Origin of the sequence: Glycomyces sp. NPDC046736 (assembly GCF_040645615.1) — a bacterium.
GTDB lineage: Bacteria > Actinomycetota > Actinomycetes > Mycobacteriales > Micromonosporaceae > Glycomyces.
The window spans coordinates 41,055-57,890 of sequence record NZ_JBEYYO010000012.1; the positions used below are offsets into that span (position 1 = coordinate 41,055).

General features: G+C 70.7%; 14 protein-coding genes and 1 tRNA gene. 4 read left to right on the plus strand and 11 right to left on the minus strand.

Annotation, left to right across the window (positions count from 1 at the left end):
* Nucleotides 1-58 precede the first annotated feature (58 nt).
* Nucleotides 59-1,516, minus strand: coding sequence for a LuxR C-terminal-related transcriptional regulator (locus AB0B28_RS13410; protein WP_360120457.1), 1,458 nt, complete (start codon nucleotides 1,514-1,516; stop codon nucleotides 59-61).
* A gap of 132 nt (nucleotides 1,517-1,648) precedes the next feature.
* Between AB0B28_RS13410 and AB0B28_RS13415 the strand changes: the two genes are divergently transcribed.
* The gene (locus AB0B28_RS13415; RefSeq protein ID WP_360120459.1) at nucleotides 1,649-2,095 is read left to right on the plus strand and encodes a DoxX family protein; all 447 of its coding nucleotides are present in this window, start codon (nucleotides 1,649-1,651) and stop codon (nucleotides 2,093-2,095) included.
* A 411-nt stretch (nucleotides 2,096-2,506) separates the two neighbouring features.
* On the opposite strand, the gene AB0B28_RS13420 is transcribed toward AB0B28_RS13415, so the two are convergent.
* Nucleotides 2,507-3,223: a DsbA family oxidoreductase gene (locus tag AB0B28_RS13420; protein ID WP_360120461.1), complete on the minus strand. Its 717-nt coding sequence runs from the start codon at nucleotides 3,221-3,223 to the stop codon at nucleotides 2,507-2,509.
* A 127-nt stretch (nucleotides 3,224-3,350) separates the two neighbouring features.
* Between AB0B28_RS13420 and AB0B28_RS13425 the strand changes: the two genes are divergently transcribed.
* Nucleotides 3,351-3,425, plus strand: a tRNA-Val gene (locus AB0B28_RS13425).
* A gap of 298 nt (nucleotides 3,426-3,723) precedes the next feature.
* Nucleotides 3,724-4,161, plus strand: a complete 438-nt coding sequence (locus AB0B28_RS13430; RefSeq protein ID WP_360120463.1) for a DUF1801 domain-containing protein — start codon at nucleotides 3,724-3,726, stop codon at nucleotides 4,159-4,161.
* 2 nt (nucleotides 4,162-4,163) lie between these two features.
* Here AB0B28_RS13430 and AB0B28_RS13435 read toward each other — a convergent pair whose 3' ends face one another.
* From AB0B28_RS13435 to AB0B28_RS13460, 6 genes are all read right to left on the minus strand, one after another.
* Nucleotides 4,164-4,562, minus strand: coding sequence for a hypothetical protein (locus AB0B28_RS13435; protein ID WP_360120465.1), 399 nt, complete (start codon nucleotides 4,560-4,562; stop codon nucleotides 4,164-4,166).
* Nucleotides 4,559-4,834 carry a DUF2277 domain-containing protein gene (locus AB0B28_RS13440; RefSeq protein ID WP_360120467.1) on the minus strand — a complete coding sequence of 92 codons (276 nt, stop codon included), beginning with the start codon at nucleotides 4,832-4,834 and terminating at the stop codon, nucleotides 4,559-4,561. Before AB0B28_RS13440 ends, AB0B28_RS13435 begins: the two co-directional genes overlap by 4 nt.
* Before the next feature lie 29 nt (nucleotides 4,835-4,863).
* Nucleotides 4,864-5,244 (minus strand): phage holin family protein, encoded by a 381-nt coding sequence (locus AB0B28_RS13445; protein ID WP_360120469.1) that lies wholly within the window; start codon nucleotides 5,242-5,244, stop codon nucleotides 4,864-4,866.
* Nucleotides 5,245-5,258: 14 nt separating this feature from the next.
* On the minus strand, nucleotides 5,259-5,555 hold the full coding sequence (locus tag AB0B28_RS13450) for an SHOCT domain-containing protein (RefSeq protein WP_360120471.1): 297 nt from the start codon (nucleotides 5,553-5,555) through the stop codon (nucleotides 5,259-5,261).
* Nucleotides 5,556-5,569: 14 nt separating this feature from the next.
* Nucleotides 5,570-5,974, minus strand: a complete 405-nt coding sequence (locus AB0B28_RS13455; RefSeq protein WP_360120473.1) for a DUF6325 family protein — start codon at nucleotides 5,972-5,974, stop codon at nucleotides 5,570-5,572.
* Nucleotides 5,975-6,061: 87 nt separating this feature from the next.
* Complete coding sequence (locus tag AB0B28_RS13460) at nucleotides 6,062-6,742, minus strand: hypothetical protein (protein ID WP_360120475.1); 681 nt, start codon at nucleotides 6,740-6,742, stop codon at nucleotides 6,062-6,064.
* Between the two features lie 113 nt (nucleotides 6,743-6,855).
* On the opposite strand from AB0B28_RS13460, the gene AB0B28_RS13465 reads away from it, so the two are divergent.
* Nucleotides 6,856-7,245 (plus strand): hypothetical protein, encoded by a 390-nt coding sequence (locus tag AB0B28_RS13465; RefSeq protein ID WP_360120477.1) that lies wholly within the window; start codon nucleotides 6,856-6,858, stop codon nucleotides 7,243-7,245.
* Here AB0B28_RS13465 and AB0B28_RS13470 read toward each other — a convergent pair.
* From AB0B28_RS13470 to AB0B28_RS13480, 3 genes are all read right to left on the minus strand, one after another.
* On the minus strand, nucleotides 7,242-8,513 hold the full coding sequence (locus AB0B28_RS13470) for a hypothetical protein (RefSeq protein ID WP_360120479.1): 1,272 nt from the start codon (nucleotides 8,511-8,513) through the stop codon (nucleotides 7,242-7,244). The genes AB0B28_RS13465 and AB0B28_RS13470 overlap by 4 nt on opposite strands.
* Before the next feature lie 15 nt (nucleotides 8,514-8,528).
* Complete coding sequence (locus tag AB0B28_RS13475) at nucleotides 8,529-9,578, minus strand: AI-2E family transporter (RefSeq protein ID WP_360120481.1); 1,050 nt, start codon at nucleotides 9,576-9,578, stop codon at nucleotides 8,529-8,531.
* A gap of 194 nt (nucleotides 9,579-9,772) precedes the next feature.
* A complete protein-coding gene (locus AB0B28_RS13480; RefSeq protein WP_360120483.1) occupies nucleotides 9,773-16,423 on the minus strand; it encodes a DUF5979 domain-containing protein in 6,651 nt (2,216 codons plus the stop codon).
* Nucleotides 16,424-16,836 lie beyond the last annotated feature (413 nt).

The window sequence follows — 16,836 nt, forward strand, 5'->3', positions numbered from 1 at the left end:
CGGAATTCGACTCAGGATATTCCGGCGGTTACCCGTTCGGGGAGCTTTCGCCACCTCCTCAGGCGCGGGAGGCGGGCAGCGGCGCGGCGGGGGTCGCGCCGATCGGCACGAACCCCAGTTCACGAGCCGCGGCGGCGGCCTCGCCACGGGTGGCGACGCCGAGCTTGTCGAGGATGTTGGCCACGTGGAACTTGACGGTGTGCTCGCTGATGTGAAGCGCCTCGGCGATCTGCCGGTTGCGGTGGCCGCGCAGGAGATGGCGCAGGACGTCGATCTCGCGGGGGCCCAGGCGGTCGGCGCGCGCGGCGGGGCGCGGCGGCGTGTCGTGGAGCGGCAGCGCCGCGGTGAGGGTGCTGCCCCAGCCGGGCACGGCGTCCACGGCGAGGGTGCCGCCGAGGGCCGCGAGGCCTTCGGCGACGCGGCGCACGCGCGGGTCCTCCGGGTCGAGGCGGCCGGGGCCGTCGTCGCGGACGGTGACGTGGAGGACGCCGTCGCGCAGTGCCCAGGCGATACGGACGCGGGTGACGCCGGACTGCTCCACGGCGGTGAGCGCCGCGCCTCGGGCCGCGGCCCGAGCGGCGACCGCGATCGCGCCGGGCAGCGCGGTCCGCGGCGACTCGGGCGCGTCGAGTTCGAGTTCGATGTCGTTGTGGCGCATGAGGAGCATCAGCCGGTCGGCCATGCTCGCGAAGGCGTCGCCGAGGGTCTCCGCGTCGCCTTCGCGGCCGGTCTCGGTGCGCAGTTCGACCATCGCCTCCGCGGCGAGGTCGGTGGCGGTGCGGCGGGCCGCGGCGTCGGAGAGGCGGCGCGAGCGCAGGGCCCCGAGGACGGCGGCGAGGGCGGTCGCGTGGCGGTCGGTGCGCTCGACGGTCTCGCGGGCGCGGTCGTGGGCCTCGACGTGGGAACGGGAGAGTTTCACCGGTTCGACCTGGGCGTTCAGCGTGAGGACGCGCCAGGCGGCGATCTCCCAGAGCCGCTGGACCGCGAGGCCCGCGTCCTGTGCGGGATCGGCGGTGGAGTCGGGTTCGGTGCCGTTGCGCGAGCTGAAGGTGGGTTCGGCGCGGTCATGGTCCTCGGAGGGGGTGCGGGCGGGTTCGGTGCCGTTGCGCGAACCGGAAACGGGTTCGGGGTGGTCGAGGCCCCTGGAGGCGGGAGGAGCGGCGGGTTCAGGGTCGGTGAGCACCGCGAGGACCGAACCGGCCGAGCCGGGCGGCGCGGCGGCCACGGCGATTACTCGGTGTTCGATGTCGTCGACGGTGATCGTCCCGTGCCACGGGGTGCCTGGGAGGACGAGCCCGGCGAGGCGGGTCATCTCGGCGGCGGCCTCGGGACCGGCCGGGGCGTCGCCGGTGCTGCGCACTTTCGCCGCGACGCAGTCGCCGCTGAACAGGAGCAGTCCTCGATGCGGAAGGACCTCGTCGAGGACCGCGGAGACGCACGGGAGGATGCGCGGCAGCGGGGCGTCGAGCAGGTCTTGGAGGCGCGCGAGCGCGGTGGCGAGCTCGTGAGGCGTCATGGATCAACAGTAATGCGAACACGGCCGGGCGCGGCCTGCTCGTTCGGGGCGGCGGAACCGCTCGAACGGGCGGGCGGCGGCGGGGCTTCGCGCGGCGAGACTTCAAGGCGACGCTCACGATGAGGAGGACGCATGGAAGCACGAGGACGGCTCGCCGATGCCGGAGTACTGTTGGCGCGCTTGGGAACCGGGGTCATCCTGCTGGCCTACGGCTGGCAGAAGCTCGCGGAGTGGGGACTCGACGCGACCGCGCAGGCGATGGGCGGCGGCGGTGTGCCGCTGCCGCAGGTCAGCGCGCACGTGGCGGCGTTCGGCGAACTCGCCGCGGGGGCGGCGCTCATCGCCGGCGTGCTGGTGCGGGCGGCGGCCGTGGGGGCGGCGCTCGTCATGGTCGGCGCGATCGTGTTCGTCAACGGCGCGAGCGGGATCTACGCGGACGCGGGCGGCTACGCGTTCCCGCTCGCGGTGGGGGTCGCATGCCTGCTGCTGGCCGTGACCGGTTCGGGCCGTTACGGTCTCGACCCGTACGTGCTGCCGCTGGTGCTTCGCCGACGAGAAACGCACCGGGCAGCGGCGTGACCAACCCGAACCTCCGACGCGGCGCGGGACCCCAAGACGCCCCGCGCCGCTGGCGCTGCGCCCGCTCTCCGACGAACTGCGCCGTGCTACGCGCGCGGTGCGCCCACGCATGTCCCGTGCGACCGGAGAACGCACCAGCCCGGCACTTCAAGGCGCGCGCCCGTGCGGCCGGTGCGAGCATTCGAGGCGCTCGCCGCAGCCCGTGCGCGCAGTGCGGGCGTTCCCGACACCGCTGAGGCACTCGCCGCAGCCCCGTGCGGGCGCTCCCGACACCGCTGGAGCGCTTGCCTCAGCCCCGCGCGGGCGGTGCGAGGACGCGTCCCGCCGCCGTCACCTTGACGAATATCCCGTCGAGACATGACGAACGCGTCCCGCGCGCCTTGTCGGGCGCGGGACGCGTTCCGTCATCGGTCAGATAGGGCAGCCGTCGGGCCCGCAGGCCTCGGCATCTTCTGCTCCGGTGATCGGGGTGATCGCCGGTTTCTTTTCGCCCCAAGCCTTTTCGAGGATCTCGGCGAACAGGTCGGTGGGCTGGGCGCCGGAGACGCCGTACTTCTCGTCGATCACGAAGAACGGGACCCCGGTGGCGCCGAGCGCGGCGGCTTCGGCCTCGTCGGCGCGGACCTCGGCCTTGTACGCCTCAGGGTCGTCGAGCACGGCCACGACCTCGTCCCGGTCGAGCCCGGCGGCCACCGAGACCTCGATGACGCGGTCGCGTTCGAAGATCGAGGCCTCGTCGGCGAAGTTCGCGGCGTAGAACGCGCTCCAGACCTCGGCCTCGACGCCGCGAGCGGAGGCGAGGTGCAGCAGTCGGTGCAAGTCGAAGGTGTTGCCGTGATCGCGGCCCTCGGAGCGGTAGTCGAGGCCCTCGGCCTTGGCGAGATCGCCGAGCTTGTACTCGTTGGCCTGCGCCTGTGCGGGGCTGATGCCGTACTTCTTGGCGATCATGGGCACCACGGCGTCCACGTCCCCGGGCGCGCGGTCGGGGTCCAGCTCGAACGAGCGGTGGCGCACCTCGACGTCCACCTTCCCGTCGAGCCGCTCCACGGCCTTGTCGAACCGGGCCTTGCCCACGTAGCACCACGGGCAGGCGATGTCGGACCAGATGTCAACACGTAGCTTCGTCACCCCACCCCCAACACTTGAAGCTTCCACCGAATTCCACTCCGTGCCCCACCTCTCCTCCCCCCGCCGACCCCAAACCCCCGTTCAGGTACCCTGTCCCAGGCCCAACGCGCCCCCAACAGCGCGCCCCGGGTGCTTAGCTCAGCGGTAGAGCACCTCCCTTACAAGGAGGTGGTCACAGGTTCGATCCCTGTAGCACCCACCACAAACTCGCAGGTCACAGGCTATCTGTCTGCGACAGGGCGGAGCGTTTCATGCTCTTGTCCGTGACGAGCATCGTTCGGCGCCGGGGAGGCGGTTTCGGCGCCTTCTGGTTGGTCCCAGACTCTGATTCCCAGGACGTAGTCCCACGAGGCCGATCGCTGGGTCCGATGATCATGCTTGCCACCGGCCTGGGCATTCGGGAGCCGGACGAGGGCGGGATTGATCAGGATTCGAGAAGCGCAGGTGAGGTGCGGAAACCTAGCATCGAGGGGTCGGCTTCGATTGATGAGGAGTGAGTGATGGCGGAGAAGCAGAGCTCGGTCGGGTTCAGTGCGGAAGAGCGGGCGGCCATGAAGGAGCACGCTGCGGAGCTCAAGAAGGAGCAGAAGCGCGGGAAGCGGGCGGGCAGGAAGGACGGCACTGCCGATGTGCTCGCCAAGATCGCCGAGATGGAGGGCACCGACCGGGAGCTGGCGGAGCGGGTGCACGCGATCGTCACCGAGAACGCGCCGGACCTGTCACCGAAGACCTGGTACGGGATGCCCGCGTACGCCCGGGACGGCAAGGTCGTGTGCTTCTTCCAGAGCGCCCAGAAATTCAAGTCCCGGTACGCGAGCTTCGGTTTCAACGACATCGCCGAGCTCGACGACGGCGACATGTGGGCCACCGCGTTCGCGCTGGAGGAGATCACGCCCGCCGTCGAGAAGAAGCTCATAGCGCTGGTCAAGAAGGCCTGACGTCAGCGGGCGGCCACTTCGAGGGCGTCGAGGACTTCGGCCTGGTCTGCGGGGACCGATATGGACCAGGCCAGGCCGGTCGGGGCCTCGGTGAAGGCGAACTCGAAGAACGAGCAGCAGCCGCTCTCGCGAGCGGCCAGGTCGCGGGCCTCGGCGGCGAAGGCCGGGTCGAGGACCAGGTGCAGCCTGGTCGGGTTCGGCCGCTGCGCCGAGCGCACTGCCCTGGCGAACAGGGACGCGAACTCCAGCTCGCGAGCGGGCCGGTCGGCCTCGTCGAGCGTGCAGGCGGCTGGGGCCCAGCTCGCGGCCTGGCCGCAAGTGCAGCCTCCGGCGTCGGCGCAGGCCGGGCCGCAGGTCGGGGCCGGGGAGCGAGTACCCAGCTCGATGAATTCGCGGCTCACGGCTTCGTCCCGAATCGTTCGGCCGCGCGGGCCTTGGCCTTCGCGGCCTCGACTTCGCGGTCGCGCGGGGCCGCCGAGGTCACCAGGGTGTCCATGAGCTCCTGCGTGGCGGCGGCGACCGCCGCGACGGCGCGGTCGAAGGCCTCCTGGTTGGCCTGGGACGGGTGCGTCGACCCCGAGAGTTTGCGGACGTACTGCAACGCCGCCGCGTTGACCTCTTCGGAGGTCGCCGGCGGTTCGAGGTTGAACAGGGTTCGAATACTGCGACACATGCCTCAAGCCTGCCACGCCCCGGCGACACTCAGGCGTGGTCCTTGTTCGGCACCGCGAAGCTGAGGATCGCGCTCACGGCACTGACGATGATCGCGCCCCAGAACGCGGGCCAGAAGCCGTCGATCTCGAACGGCAGGCCGAGCCGGGACGCGATCCACTCGGTGAGCAGGAACAGCAGGCCGTTGACCACGAGGGCCGCCAGACCCACGGTGACGACGTAGAGGCAGCCGGTGGCCTTGCGGATCAACGGCTTCAGCACGGCGTTGACCAGGCCGAAGACCAGCGCGACGCCGATCAGCGTGAAGGCGTTGCGCGCCGGTCCGTCGGCGTCGGCGTGGATGCCGTCGAGGATCCACGTCGCGAACGCGAGCGCCGCCGCGGTGATCAGCGTGTGCATGAGGAAACGCATGAGCGGCCTCCGGTTCAGGACAGCAGTTTGGCCTTCGCCGCGGCGAACTCCGCGTCGTTGAGGACGCCCGAGGCGTGCAGCTGGCCGAGCTGTTCGAGCTTGGCGATCACGTCGTCGCCCGCGGGAGCCGGTGCGGCCGTCGGTGGCGGTGCGGCCTGCTGCTCACGGTAGGCGGCGGCCTCGGCCTCGGTCTGCTCGCGGCCGGCCGCGGCGCGGCTCATGGAGCGGTTCACGGCTCCGGCGGTGCCGGCGATGACGGCCGTGCGGGCCATCGTGCCGAGAAGTCCGGGGCGTCCCACGCGTCGGATCATCGTCGTGCCTCCTGTCAGTGTTCGGCGAGTTCGTCGAGGGCGGCGGCCGGGACGCGCTGCCAGTCGAGCAGGTGGCCGCCGACCCCGCGCACCGATTCGGCGAGGGTCGAGGCCCACGAGTGCTCGAAGATGAGCATCCCGATCGCGGTGTCGGGCTGGAGTTCCTCGGCGACGGCCTCGGCGTCCTCGGCGCTGAGCAGGCCCGCCGGTTCGCCCACGAGCGCGGCGAGGCGGTCGTCCACGCTGGAGGCCTCCATCCACTCGATCGACCCGTCGGACCCGCGGCTGACCAGCAGTGCGTCGAGCACGTCGATCGTGCCGTCCGAGGAGAGCCGTTCGAGCTCGGCCAGGACCCGCCCGTCGAAGCGGTTCCCCGAGAATTCCACCAGGACGAGGTCCACCGGTGCGCTGCCTGCCATGCCTGCCTCCCACTTGCGCTGCGAAAACGCTGCCTGGACGGGACGCTACACGCCGGGACGGGCGGCCGTGACGGTTTCTCGCGATGCTCAGAACGTCTTGGGCAGCGCGAGCAGCACGATCGCGGCCCCTATGAACGTGATCAGTGCGGCCGAGGAGAGGATGCGCTGCGAGCGGAGCGTGCGGGTGCGGCCCGCGACGCCCGCGAAGAACAGCGCGAGCGCGAGGATCACGGCCATGAACACGTAGTTGTCGGAGCGCTGGTTGTACTCGTGGGCGTCGGCGGTGGAGGCCTCGGCTTTCGCGACGAGTTCGGCGGCGACGGCGTCGGAGGCGGGCTGGTACTCGGCCATCTCGAAGGGCGTGGCCGGGGCGTCGGGGTCGACCATCGGCCGGGTGGCGATCCAGGCGTCGACGGCGGTCTTGAACTCGGGGCGAAAGCGGTCGTAGAGGAAGCCGGAGACCTCGTCGGGGTTCGGGGTGTAGTCCCCCGCGGGCCTCGGGGAGGTGCCGTCGACGATCTCGGTCTGGAGCGCGTCGATCCACGAGGTGAAGGCCACGAGGTCCTTGAGGCGGTCCTGCCCGGCGTCGGTGCTGGCCTTCGCCGACTCGGTGCGCGCGGCCCCGGCCTCGGCGAACGCGATGGCCTGGAGGCCGCTCCACTTGGCGCTCTGGAACCCGGCCCAGGCGGTGCCGACGGCGGCCAGCGCCATGACGATCGTCAGCGCCAGGTCGACCCAAGGCCGCATCTGGGGTCTCGCGTCGTCCATGTGCAGCCTCCGTCCCCTGTGTACGGGTGAGGCTAGCCGGGTCGAAGGCGCCGAGAGGGCGAAACGGGCACGGGCGGTCGCGGACGGGGTGATGATCGTCGTGGGGAGGCGTCATGGCCAAGAGTTCGGGGCGGATGGTCGGTGCGGCGGTGTTGCTGCTGGTCGGGGGTTGCTGGCAGGCGGTGGTGGGGTTGCAGGCGGTGGCCGAGGGCGGGTACTTCACGGCTCCTGAGGGGTATGCGTTCGCGTTCAGCATCGCCGCTTGGGGTTGGGTGCATCTGGCCGTGGGCGCGCTGGCGGTCGCGGTGGGCGTGCGCCTGTTCTGGGGCGGGACGACGGCGCGCGTGCTCGGGCTCGGGCTCGCTTCGGCGTCGTTGGTCGCGAATTTCCTGTGGTTGCCGATCGAACCGTGGTGGTCGGTGGTGCTGATCGGGTTGGACGTGTTCGTGATCTGGGCGCTCGCGACCGCGGGCGGGCGGTTGCGGGTGTCCGTAGAGCGTTAGGCGCGTTGGGGTTCGGTCGCGGCGCGGCCGATGACCTCCACGATGAGCGCGAGGACGCCGACGAGGATCGCCACGGTGACCACGCCGGAGACGCCCGGGTGTCGCCATAGGACGATCCAGGCCAGACCGGCGAGGACGAGGACCAGTTCGATGCCGCGGCGGTGGCGGTGGACGAAGTCGCCCGCCGCGCCGAAGGTGAGTCCGGCTCCGGCGAGGCCGCGGGCGGCGGCGTCGCGGGCGGAGACGCCGAGTCTGCGGGTGGCGCGGGCGGCGGTGCCGGGGCCGAGGAGCCAGCAGGCGAGCGCCACGATGATCGCGATGACCGTGAGGGTCTGCGCGCCGCCTTGGAGGAAGCGCGTGACGGTGTCGTAGACGTTCGCGGCGGCCTGCTGGGACTGGACGGCGTCGCCGAGCCCGGCGAGGTAGGCGCCGCGGCCGATGGCCAGGCCGCCGATGAGCAGGAGCATCGCGCCCGCGACGCAGAGCGCGCCGACGAGCAGGCCGCGGCGGCGGTCCGGTGCGGTGAGTACGCCCGCGGCCAGGAGCGCGAGCCCTGCGATCGGGAGGACCCACGCGGCGGCGTCCAGGAGCGACGCGGCGCTGCGGAGCTTGGGGAAGGCCTCGGATTCGGCGATGGTGAACTCGACGGAGACCTTCGGGATGCTCGCGGCGAGGCTGAAACCGGAGTCGACCAGGCGTTCCTTGACGCGTTCGAGGACCGGGGCGAGGTCGAGCACGAGGTCTTGGCCTTGCAGGGCGAGGAGGTCGCCGCCGTCGCCGGTGAGGACGCCGACCAGCGCGGTGTGCGCCGCGCGGGAGGCCTCGCGCCACAGTTCGGTGAACTGGTCGGAGTAGACGACCTCGTGGACCTTCTTCTCGATGAAGGAGTCGACGCCGGAGGCGAGGGGGACGCTGAGGCGGTCGAGCACGTCGGGCGCGCCCTTGGTCTGGACGGCGTCGATGGCTTGGGCCACCAGGGTTTCGACGTCGAGGGCCTCGTCGACCGCGGTGGAGATGCGGGTGGCGACGGCGGCGCGGACTTCGGCGTCGGTGGCGAGGGGTTCGACGTTGTCGACGAAGCGGTCGGTGTCGAGCACTTCGTTGCGGGCGAACACGGTGACGGCGGCGAGCATGAGGACGATCGCGCCGATCACCAGGAGCGCGGCCGAGCCGGTCCAGCGCAGGCCGCTCCGGGCCTTGCGGGTGCCGACCTGGGCGCGGAGGCGTTCGAGCTCGGCGCGTTCGGCCCGGTTGAGGGCGTCGGACATGGCGGTCTCCTTCAATCAGCGGCGGTCGAGGCGCGGCAGGACGGTGGCTTTGGCGATGAGCTGCACGGCCGCGCACGCGGGCACGGCGACGAGGACCCCGAGGACGCCGGCGACCGCGCCTCCGATGAGGACGCTGGTGATCGCGGCGAGGCTGGAGACCTGGACGGTGCGGTTCATGACCTTCGGGTAGATCAGGAAGTTCTCCAGCTGCTGGTAACCGACGAAGAACGCGACGGCCACGAGCGCGGCCGGGAGCGACACGGTGAGGGTGACCAGGGCGCACACGATCGCGCCGAGCGTGGCCCCGAGCTGCGGGATGAGGTCGAGCCCGGCCACGACGAGGGCGAGCGCGAGCGGGTAGGGGGTGCCGAGGACGAGCATGAGGAGGAACGCGCTGACGCCCGCGCACAGGGCCACGAGGATCGCGCCGGTCATGTAGCCGCCGACCTTGTCGAGCACGCCGTCGGCGAGCGCGCGGCCTTCGGCGCGCCGGGAGGCGGGGGCGAGTCGGAACGCGCCGCTCAGGATCCGCTCGTATCCGATGAGGAAGTAGAGGGTGAGGACGCCGACGGTGAAGACCACGAAGAGGGCTCCGGCGACCGAGACGGCGCTGCCGATGACGCCGCTGGCGAGCGACCCGATGCGGTCGGGGGTCAGGTAGGTGGCGAACTGCTCGAAGACGTGGTGGCGCGCTTCGAGGTCCTGCATGGCGTCGGTGTTGGCGAACCAGATGAGGTAGTCGTCGAGGGAGCCGACGAGGCCGATGATCTCGTTGACCGCGACGGGGACCACGACCGCGCCGAGGAGCCCGACGAGGGCGAGCCCGCCGAGCAGCATGGCGGTCACGGCGGCCGGGCGGCGCAGTCCTTTGCGGACGAGGAAGGTGACGGCCCGGTTGAGGCCGGTGGCGAGGAGCCACGCGACCAGGAACATCACCAGGACCGAGCTGAGGACCGGCAGGAGCAGCGCGAAGGCGATGACGACGGCCGCGCCGAGGGCCGCGAGGAGTCCGAAGCGGAACGGGGAGCGGAGCACGAGGGGTTCGGTCCGGACGGGCCGGGACATGCGCAACGGGCGTGCCGCGAACCCCCGCCTGCCGCCCATGCCGCGCCCCCTCGCTCGGCGTACGCACCGAACCTCCAGATCGTACGGTCGGACAGGGAGCTGATCAGGGGTTTTCTCGCATTCATGAGCGCGTGAACGCTGACAGGCCGGACGTGGAACGGCCCGCCGGGTTGGTTCCGGCGGGCCGTGCTCTCTTAAGCGTTCATTCCTGTCGGTCTGCGTCGGGCCAGGCTCATCGCTGCTGCTCCGAGCACTGTAAGGAGTACCGCGGCCTTGATGAGCGCTGCGGTGTCGCCTCCGGTGACCACCAGGTCGGGCACCGGCTTGGTCCACGAGTTCGTGACCGTGGCCGCGTCGCAAGTGGTGTCGTCGCAGGCGGTCACGGTGAACTCGGCGGTGTCCTCGTCGCCGATGGTGATTTCGGTGGTCTCGGCGTTGCCGTCGCCGGTCTCGGTGAGCGTGCACTGCGCGCCCGCGGGCAAGTCGGCGTAGGCGGCTTCGCCTGCGCCGGTGACCTCCCTGGTGGGACCGCCCGGGATCTCGACCGGGACGGCCTCGCCGTCCACGACCCGCACGCAGTCGAGCGTGAACTCGAACGTGTCGCCCTCGTGGTCGCCCGCGGCGGTGCCGGTCAGGGCCTTGCTCACCGCGAGGCCGCCGGTGTCGAACCGGTTGGTGACCGTCAGGCCGACCTCGTCGTCCTCAGGGACGATCACCGTCGGGCCGTCGTCGATGCCGCCGCTCACGGTGACCTCGGTCGCGCCGCCGGTCAGCGTCTCGGCCGCGGTGCACTCGGCGCCCGTGGGCAGTCCCTCGTAGACCGTCGGTTCGTCCACGTCGAACTCGCGCACGGGACCGTCCGGGATCTGGACCGGGACCACGGCCATGCCGGTGTCGAACGTGCAGGTCAGCTCCACCTCGAACGGGCCGGTGCCGTACAGGTCGGCGCCGTCGCCGGTGACCTCCTTGACGATTTCGAGCGAACCGGCGGTGAGCACGTTGATCGCGTGCAGCGTGACCGGCTCGTCGGCGTCCACGGTGACCTCACGCGGCAGGATCACCGACATGGTCGCGCCGCCGGTCGCGGTCTCCTCGGCCGAGCAGTCGGCCCCGGCGGGCAGGTCCGTGATCTCGGCTTCGAGCGGCTCGGTGCCGCCGAGGACGATCTCGCCCTCCCACACGGTCCGGCGGCCGGACGCGTCGTCCAAGACGCAGGTGACCTCGATCGTGAACGGGCCGGGGATCACCGGGCCCACGCCGCCGCCGATGACCTCCTTCTCCAGACGCAGGACGCCGGTCTCGAACACGTTGACGGCGGTCGCGGTGTTGTCCGGATCGCCGCCCGCGTCCGGGTAGAGGTCCATGTCGGTCGTGTCGCCGTCGACGACGACCGGGTCCTCACCGGTGTGGACGGTCGTGATCGTGGTCGAGGCCGCGCCCTTGGTGTCGGTCTCGGTGATCGTGCACTCGGCCCCGGCCGGGAGCCCGTCGAACTCGGCCTCCTCACCGTCGGCGAGCTCCACGACCATCGGGGCGTCGGGGCCGTAGCCGTCGGCGTAGACCGGCTCCCCGAGGAACGTGCAGTCGACCTCGAACGTGAACGGCCCGTATGTGATCGGGTTGCCGTCCTGGTCCACGGCGTCCGAGTCCACGCTCTTGCGGACGATCAGCCCGGCCAGCTCGTAGACGTTCTCGGCCGTGATCAGCAGCGGGTCCTCGTCGTCGCGGGTCACCTTGACCGTGTTGGCGCTGAACGAGGTCGAACCCGAACCGTCCGCTTCGGTCACGGTGCACTCGGCGTCGTAGGGCAGGTCGTCCACGACCACGGTCTCACCGGCCGCGACGACCTGGACCGCCTTGTCCCCCAACGGGACGTCGTCCTCGACGCGGGTCCCGATCGCCGAACGGCACTGGAGGTTCAGCGTGAACTCGTCGGGCGCGTACGCCGCGCCGTCGCCGGTGACCTCCTTGGTGATCGCCAGATGCCCGGTGGCGAGGGCGACGCCGACGCGCGCGCCCTCGGTGAGCGGCAGGTCCTGGCCGCTCTCGGTCTCACCGCCCACGGAGGCCGAGTTCCAGGCGATCGTGTCCTTCCCGGGCGTCTCCGAATACGGCGGCGCGGTCATGATGAACTCGAACCCGATGGTCTCCAGCGGATCGAACAGGTTCTCGGCCGGGAAGAAGGCCTCGTAGCGCAGCGCCTTGATGCTGTCGAGGATCTCGTCGGTGAATGCCGGGCCCCCGAACTGCGGGAACAGGGTCCAGGACTCGTCGGGGCACTCGACGGTCCGGCCGCACTGCACGATCTCGTCGGTCCAGTACAGCTCCAGCCGCGTCCCCGGGGGCACCGGCGTGGTCAGGCGCGCCGTGCCCTCGAACAGCGGCCGCCACTGCGAACCGCGCGGGTTCGGGTTGATCGCGCCCGTGTCGCCGATCGCCGGAAGCTCGTCGAAACCGACCACATGGGACAGGCCCAGGTTGCCGGTGTTCATGCCCTCGAAGCGCCAGATGTGGTCGCCGCCGGGCTTGAGGATCGGGACGCACGGGGAGACGAAGAACCCGTTCGCGTTCGGTGTGCAGTCCTCGGCGGGCACGTCGTCGCTCACCGAGAGCTCACCGAGCTCGTCGTCCACGGCTCGCACGGACTTCACGGCCCGGATCGACGCCGACGAGGAGACCTGCACCGAAGCGTTGGCCTGGCATTCCCCGGTGTCGGGGTCGAGTGTGCCGGTGCACTCGTCCCACGGCCGGTCGCCCGAGACGCCCGCCGTGTTCTCCACGACGGAGCCGCCCGCAACGCCGGGACGGATCATGAGCTGGATCGTGATCGTGTACGTCTGGCCCACTTCGAGCACCGAACCGGACGGGAAGGAGAACACGATCTGCTCCACGTTCCCGGTGATGTCCGTGGTGACTTCAGCCGCGTCGGTCGGCAGCGCCGGACCCGTGGCCGGGTCGGGGGCCGCGCCGTCGAGCGCGTAGGCGAACGCGCCCTCGCCGCCCGGATAGACGTCCGGGTCGAACGTCAGCTGCGCACCCGTTGCGTCCGTGGGCATCACGTCGCGGACCACCGGGTCCACGATGGCCCGGTCGCCGGTGTTGGTGACCTGGATCGTGTAGGGGAACGTGGTCGACGGCGCCTTGATGCCGCCGTCGACCGCGCCGTCGGCGAGCTTGACGATCTCGACCGCGTTCACCGCGTGCCGGTAGAGCACGGTGGCCTGCGCGTCGTCCTCGGCGCTGACCGGGGAGCCGTCGATGATGACCGCGCCTTCGACGCGCGCGGTCATGTTGTTCGTGGCCACGCCCGCGTTCGTCTCGCCCGGCGCGGGGTCGTTGCCGGTCAGGTCGCTCAGGACCGGGCCGCCCGTTCGCAACTCGTCGCGGCGCAGCAGCTCGATCGGGACGGCCTGGAGCGGGTTGGCCGGGTTCTCCCAGATCGCGCCGTCGGCGCGGGTGAAGGTGAACCGCAGACCCTGCACGTCACCGGCCGCGACCCCGTCCGGCAGAACGAGACTCGTGCCCGGTTCGCCGTCGACCCAGGAACCGCCCGTGACCTCGACGCCCGAGCCGCCGTCTGGAGAAGGCACTGTTGTGAAGGTCCCGCCGGTAAAGGCGTCGACCTGGACGGTGTCGATCGGCGCGGCGAACGAGAAAGCACCGAATCCGGAGAAGTCGTACTGGTTCCACAGCAGCGGCTCGTCGTCGGTGAGCGTCATCAGGTTCGTGCGGGTCGAGCCGCCCGGCTGCCCGGTGATCGTCATCGTGACCGGGCCGTTCGACGGCTCGGTGATCGAGTCGGGCGAGAACGACTTCCCGGCCTCGACCGAGATGTCGATGTCGGTCAGCTCGATCTGCGCGTTGTCGAAGGCCGTGGGCGTGTCGTCCTCGGTGCCACCGAGGTCCGACACGCTCGCGAGCGTCCCGTTCGTCACCGGCGAGTCGTCCTCGATCACCGGGTCGCCGCCCACGCGGTGCGTCGCGCGCAGGCGGGCATCGAACACCAGCGTCGCGTGCGCGCCCTCGTCGATGCGGCCGGTGTGGGTCACCGTGATGCCCACGGCATTCGCGAGGCTCCCTTCGGAGAGCGCGAGCGCCTCCTCGACGGTGTAGTCCGAAGTCGAAGCGTCCTCGAAGAGGATCGTGACCACCGTGTTCGCAGCCCCCGGCGGGATCGTGATGTCCACGATGTCCATCAGGTCGAACACGTCGAACGGGTCGTCCCCGCCGGACGGATCGGTGATCTGGAGCGTGTCGACCTTCGCGGCCGTGCGGTTGACCGCGTCGACCGTGACCCGGCCGGACGGATACGAGGCCGGGTCGGTGCCTGCCGGCGGGATGCCGAGCGGGCCGCCGGTCCAGTCCTTGGTGACGTCGACGTTGAGCGGCACGTCGATGATGAGCACGTCGTCGCCGTCGGTGTCGCGCACGACCTGGGTGCCGTCGGTGAAGCCGGTGGCGCTGGCGGTGTCGTGGACCTGGCCGGGCGAACCGTCCACGTTGTACTCGCGGCTGCCGAGGACCGGGTCCGGGTCGGCCTGCGGGTCGCGGACCACGTCGCGGATCTGGAAGGTCAGGCGCACGGTGCGGTCGTTTCCGGTCGAGCGCGAGACGCCGTCGCCGACCTGCGGGAGCGTCGGGTCGGTGCCGATCCGGTCGGCGCGGGTCGGGCTCTCGATGAAGACCAGGCGCACGCTCGTGGTCGAGGCGATCTCGTCGGTGTTGAGCGTGTAGCCCGGGAAGGTCCCGTCGCAGGCGGCAGGGCATGGGTCGCTCGCGGCGCGGACCCAGGCGGTGCCGTTCCACAGTTCGACGCGGTCGACGGCGTCGTAGGTCATCCACGGGTCGTCGGCGGGCGTGATCGGATCGATGGAGACCAGGTCGAACGCGTTGAAGAACGTGTCGCCGACCGGGACGCTCGGGTCGGCAACGTCGGAGAGGACCACCTGGTCGAGGCCGGAGTAGCCGCCGGTGGACCAGTGGAGTTCGGCGTCGATCCGGTCGCCCGAGCGGGCGATGATCGTCTTGCCCGAACCCGGTTCGGGTTCGAGGAAGGTCTTGTCGATGAGCTCGCCTTCACCGGGCGTGGTGGGGATGAGCTGGACGTCGGCGCACGCGGGATCGGACTCGGCGCTCAGGTCGTCGGTGGTGGCGCTGGACGCGGCGCAGTCGGTGATCAACGCGTCGTCGGGGATCTCCCCGGTGCCGTCGCGCAGCGAGTCGCGAAGGCCCGCTTGGAAGTTCGGCTGCACCGAGGTCCCGGGCGGGAAGCCGTCCGGGTCGTAGTAGTCGAACTTGAGGCCCTGGATGTCCCCTTGGAGCTCCGGCGGGATCGGGATGTTGACCACGGTCGGGCCTTCGATGGCCTCGGCCCCGGGCAGGACCACCCATTGGGTGCCGTCCCAGTAGGAGATGGTGAGGGTCGCGCCCGCCGGGACGGCGGTCTGGGTGATCGCGGTGGCGTCGAAGGCGTTCCAGAACGGGTCAGCCGGGTCGGTGGGGACTGCGGGCGGGTCCTGGACGACCAGGTGCGTGGCGTCGGTCGTGGAGGCCGGGAACGGCTCGATCTGCGAGGGCAACTGGACGATGACCTTCTCGCCGGGCACCGCGTTGATCTCGGCGGGCGTGATGCGCTTGTCTGCGTCCACGGCGAGGCGGGCGGCGAGGGTGATCAGTGAGTCCTCGGCGGTGTCCGAGCCGGTGTCGCCGCCGTCGGCGACCTCGACGTGGACCTGGTTGTCGTGGCTGAGTTCCTCTTCGGTCTGGTCGGGGTCGGTGTCCACGGTGAACGGGAGGGTGGCCTGCGCGCCGGAGACGATGTCGCCGGTGAAGACCACGGTGAAACCGGTGACGGTCTGGCCGTCCGGCGGCGCGGGCAGGGTGTTCACGTCGGTGGTCGTGAAGGTCTCGGTGGTGCCGTCGGCGTAGGTGTAGGTGATCGAGGCCTCGGTGGCCCCGGTCGGCCACACCACGCCGTCGGTGAAGCCGGTGAAGGTCAGGCCGTTCTCGAACGGGTTGGCGGTGCTCGGGTCGGGTTCGGTGATGGTCATCGTGTCGACCGGGGTGCCGGCGTTGGTGCCGGTCAGGGTCACGGTGCTCGGGTCGCCCGCGGCGACCGGGTCGGGACTGAAGGTCTTCCCGGCGGCCGCGGCCACTTCGAGCGGGACGAGCGTGTAGTCGGCGGAGGCGTCGTCGGTGGCGGTCTCGCCTTCGGCGGCGGTCTCGGCGGTGACGGTGTTGTTCACGGTCGTGGCCGCGTCGATGTCCTCCACGTTGGCACGGTGGACGAGCTCGACCGGGACGGTGGCGGTGCCGCCCGCCGGGATCGGGTCGCCGCTTGAGTTGGTGAACGTGAGGCGGATGCCGCGCACGTCGTCGGGGTCGACGCCGTCGGGCAGGACCGCGTCGGGGCCGGGCGTGCCGGAGACCCACGCGCCGTCGACCCACACGTCGACCTGGACCTGGTCGGCCCCTTCGGGGAAGACCACGTCGCCGAAGCCGGTGAAGGCCAGGTAGTCGAACGGGTTCGGGCTCGCGGACGGATCGGTCGGGTCGGTGAGGCGGAGGTAGTCGACGTCCCCGTTGGACGCGTCGGTGGCGCTGATCGTGGCGGTGGTGGGCGTGCCGGGACGGGCGACGGCCTGGGTGGGGTCGAAGGACTTGTCGGCGGAGACTTCGAGATCGAGCGGGACTATGGGGGTGACCTCGGCGGTGTCGGTGACGGTCGGAGCGTTGTCTGCCGCGAATTCAGCGGTGTTCGGTACGGGGATTCCGTCAGCCGAATGCGGGAGGTCGGGGTCGACGCGGACGAGAATCTGGATGTCCGAGGTGGAACCAGCAATCATTCCGGTTTCACTAGGCGTTAGCTGAGCAATGAATTCGACCGTAACGGTCTGTCCATCCACTTGCACAGTCGCAGGAGACTGGCCATCCACTGTCGGCGTGCCTTCGACGATGAACTCGGAAGGGATGACGTCGGTGACCGTGGCGTTGATGCAGCCAGCATCAAAGTCCGTACAGCCAACTCTGATCGTGTACGTGAATGTCTCACCAGGCTGGACAGTGTCCGTTGAGGCCGCTTTCGTGACAGTAAGCGATGCGTCCTGCGCCACCGCCGGAGCCGCCGGGATCAGCACCATGAACAGCGATACCGCCAGCGCGGCAAAAGCAGCCGCGGCTTTCCGCCCGATCGAGCGCATCGATCCTCCAGTTGAGACAGCCCCAGCGCCGTCCGACATACGACGCCCATCGGAAACTA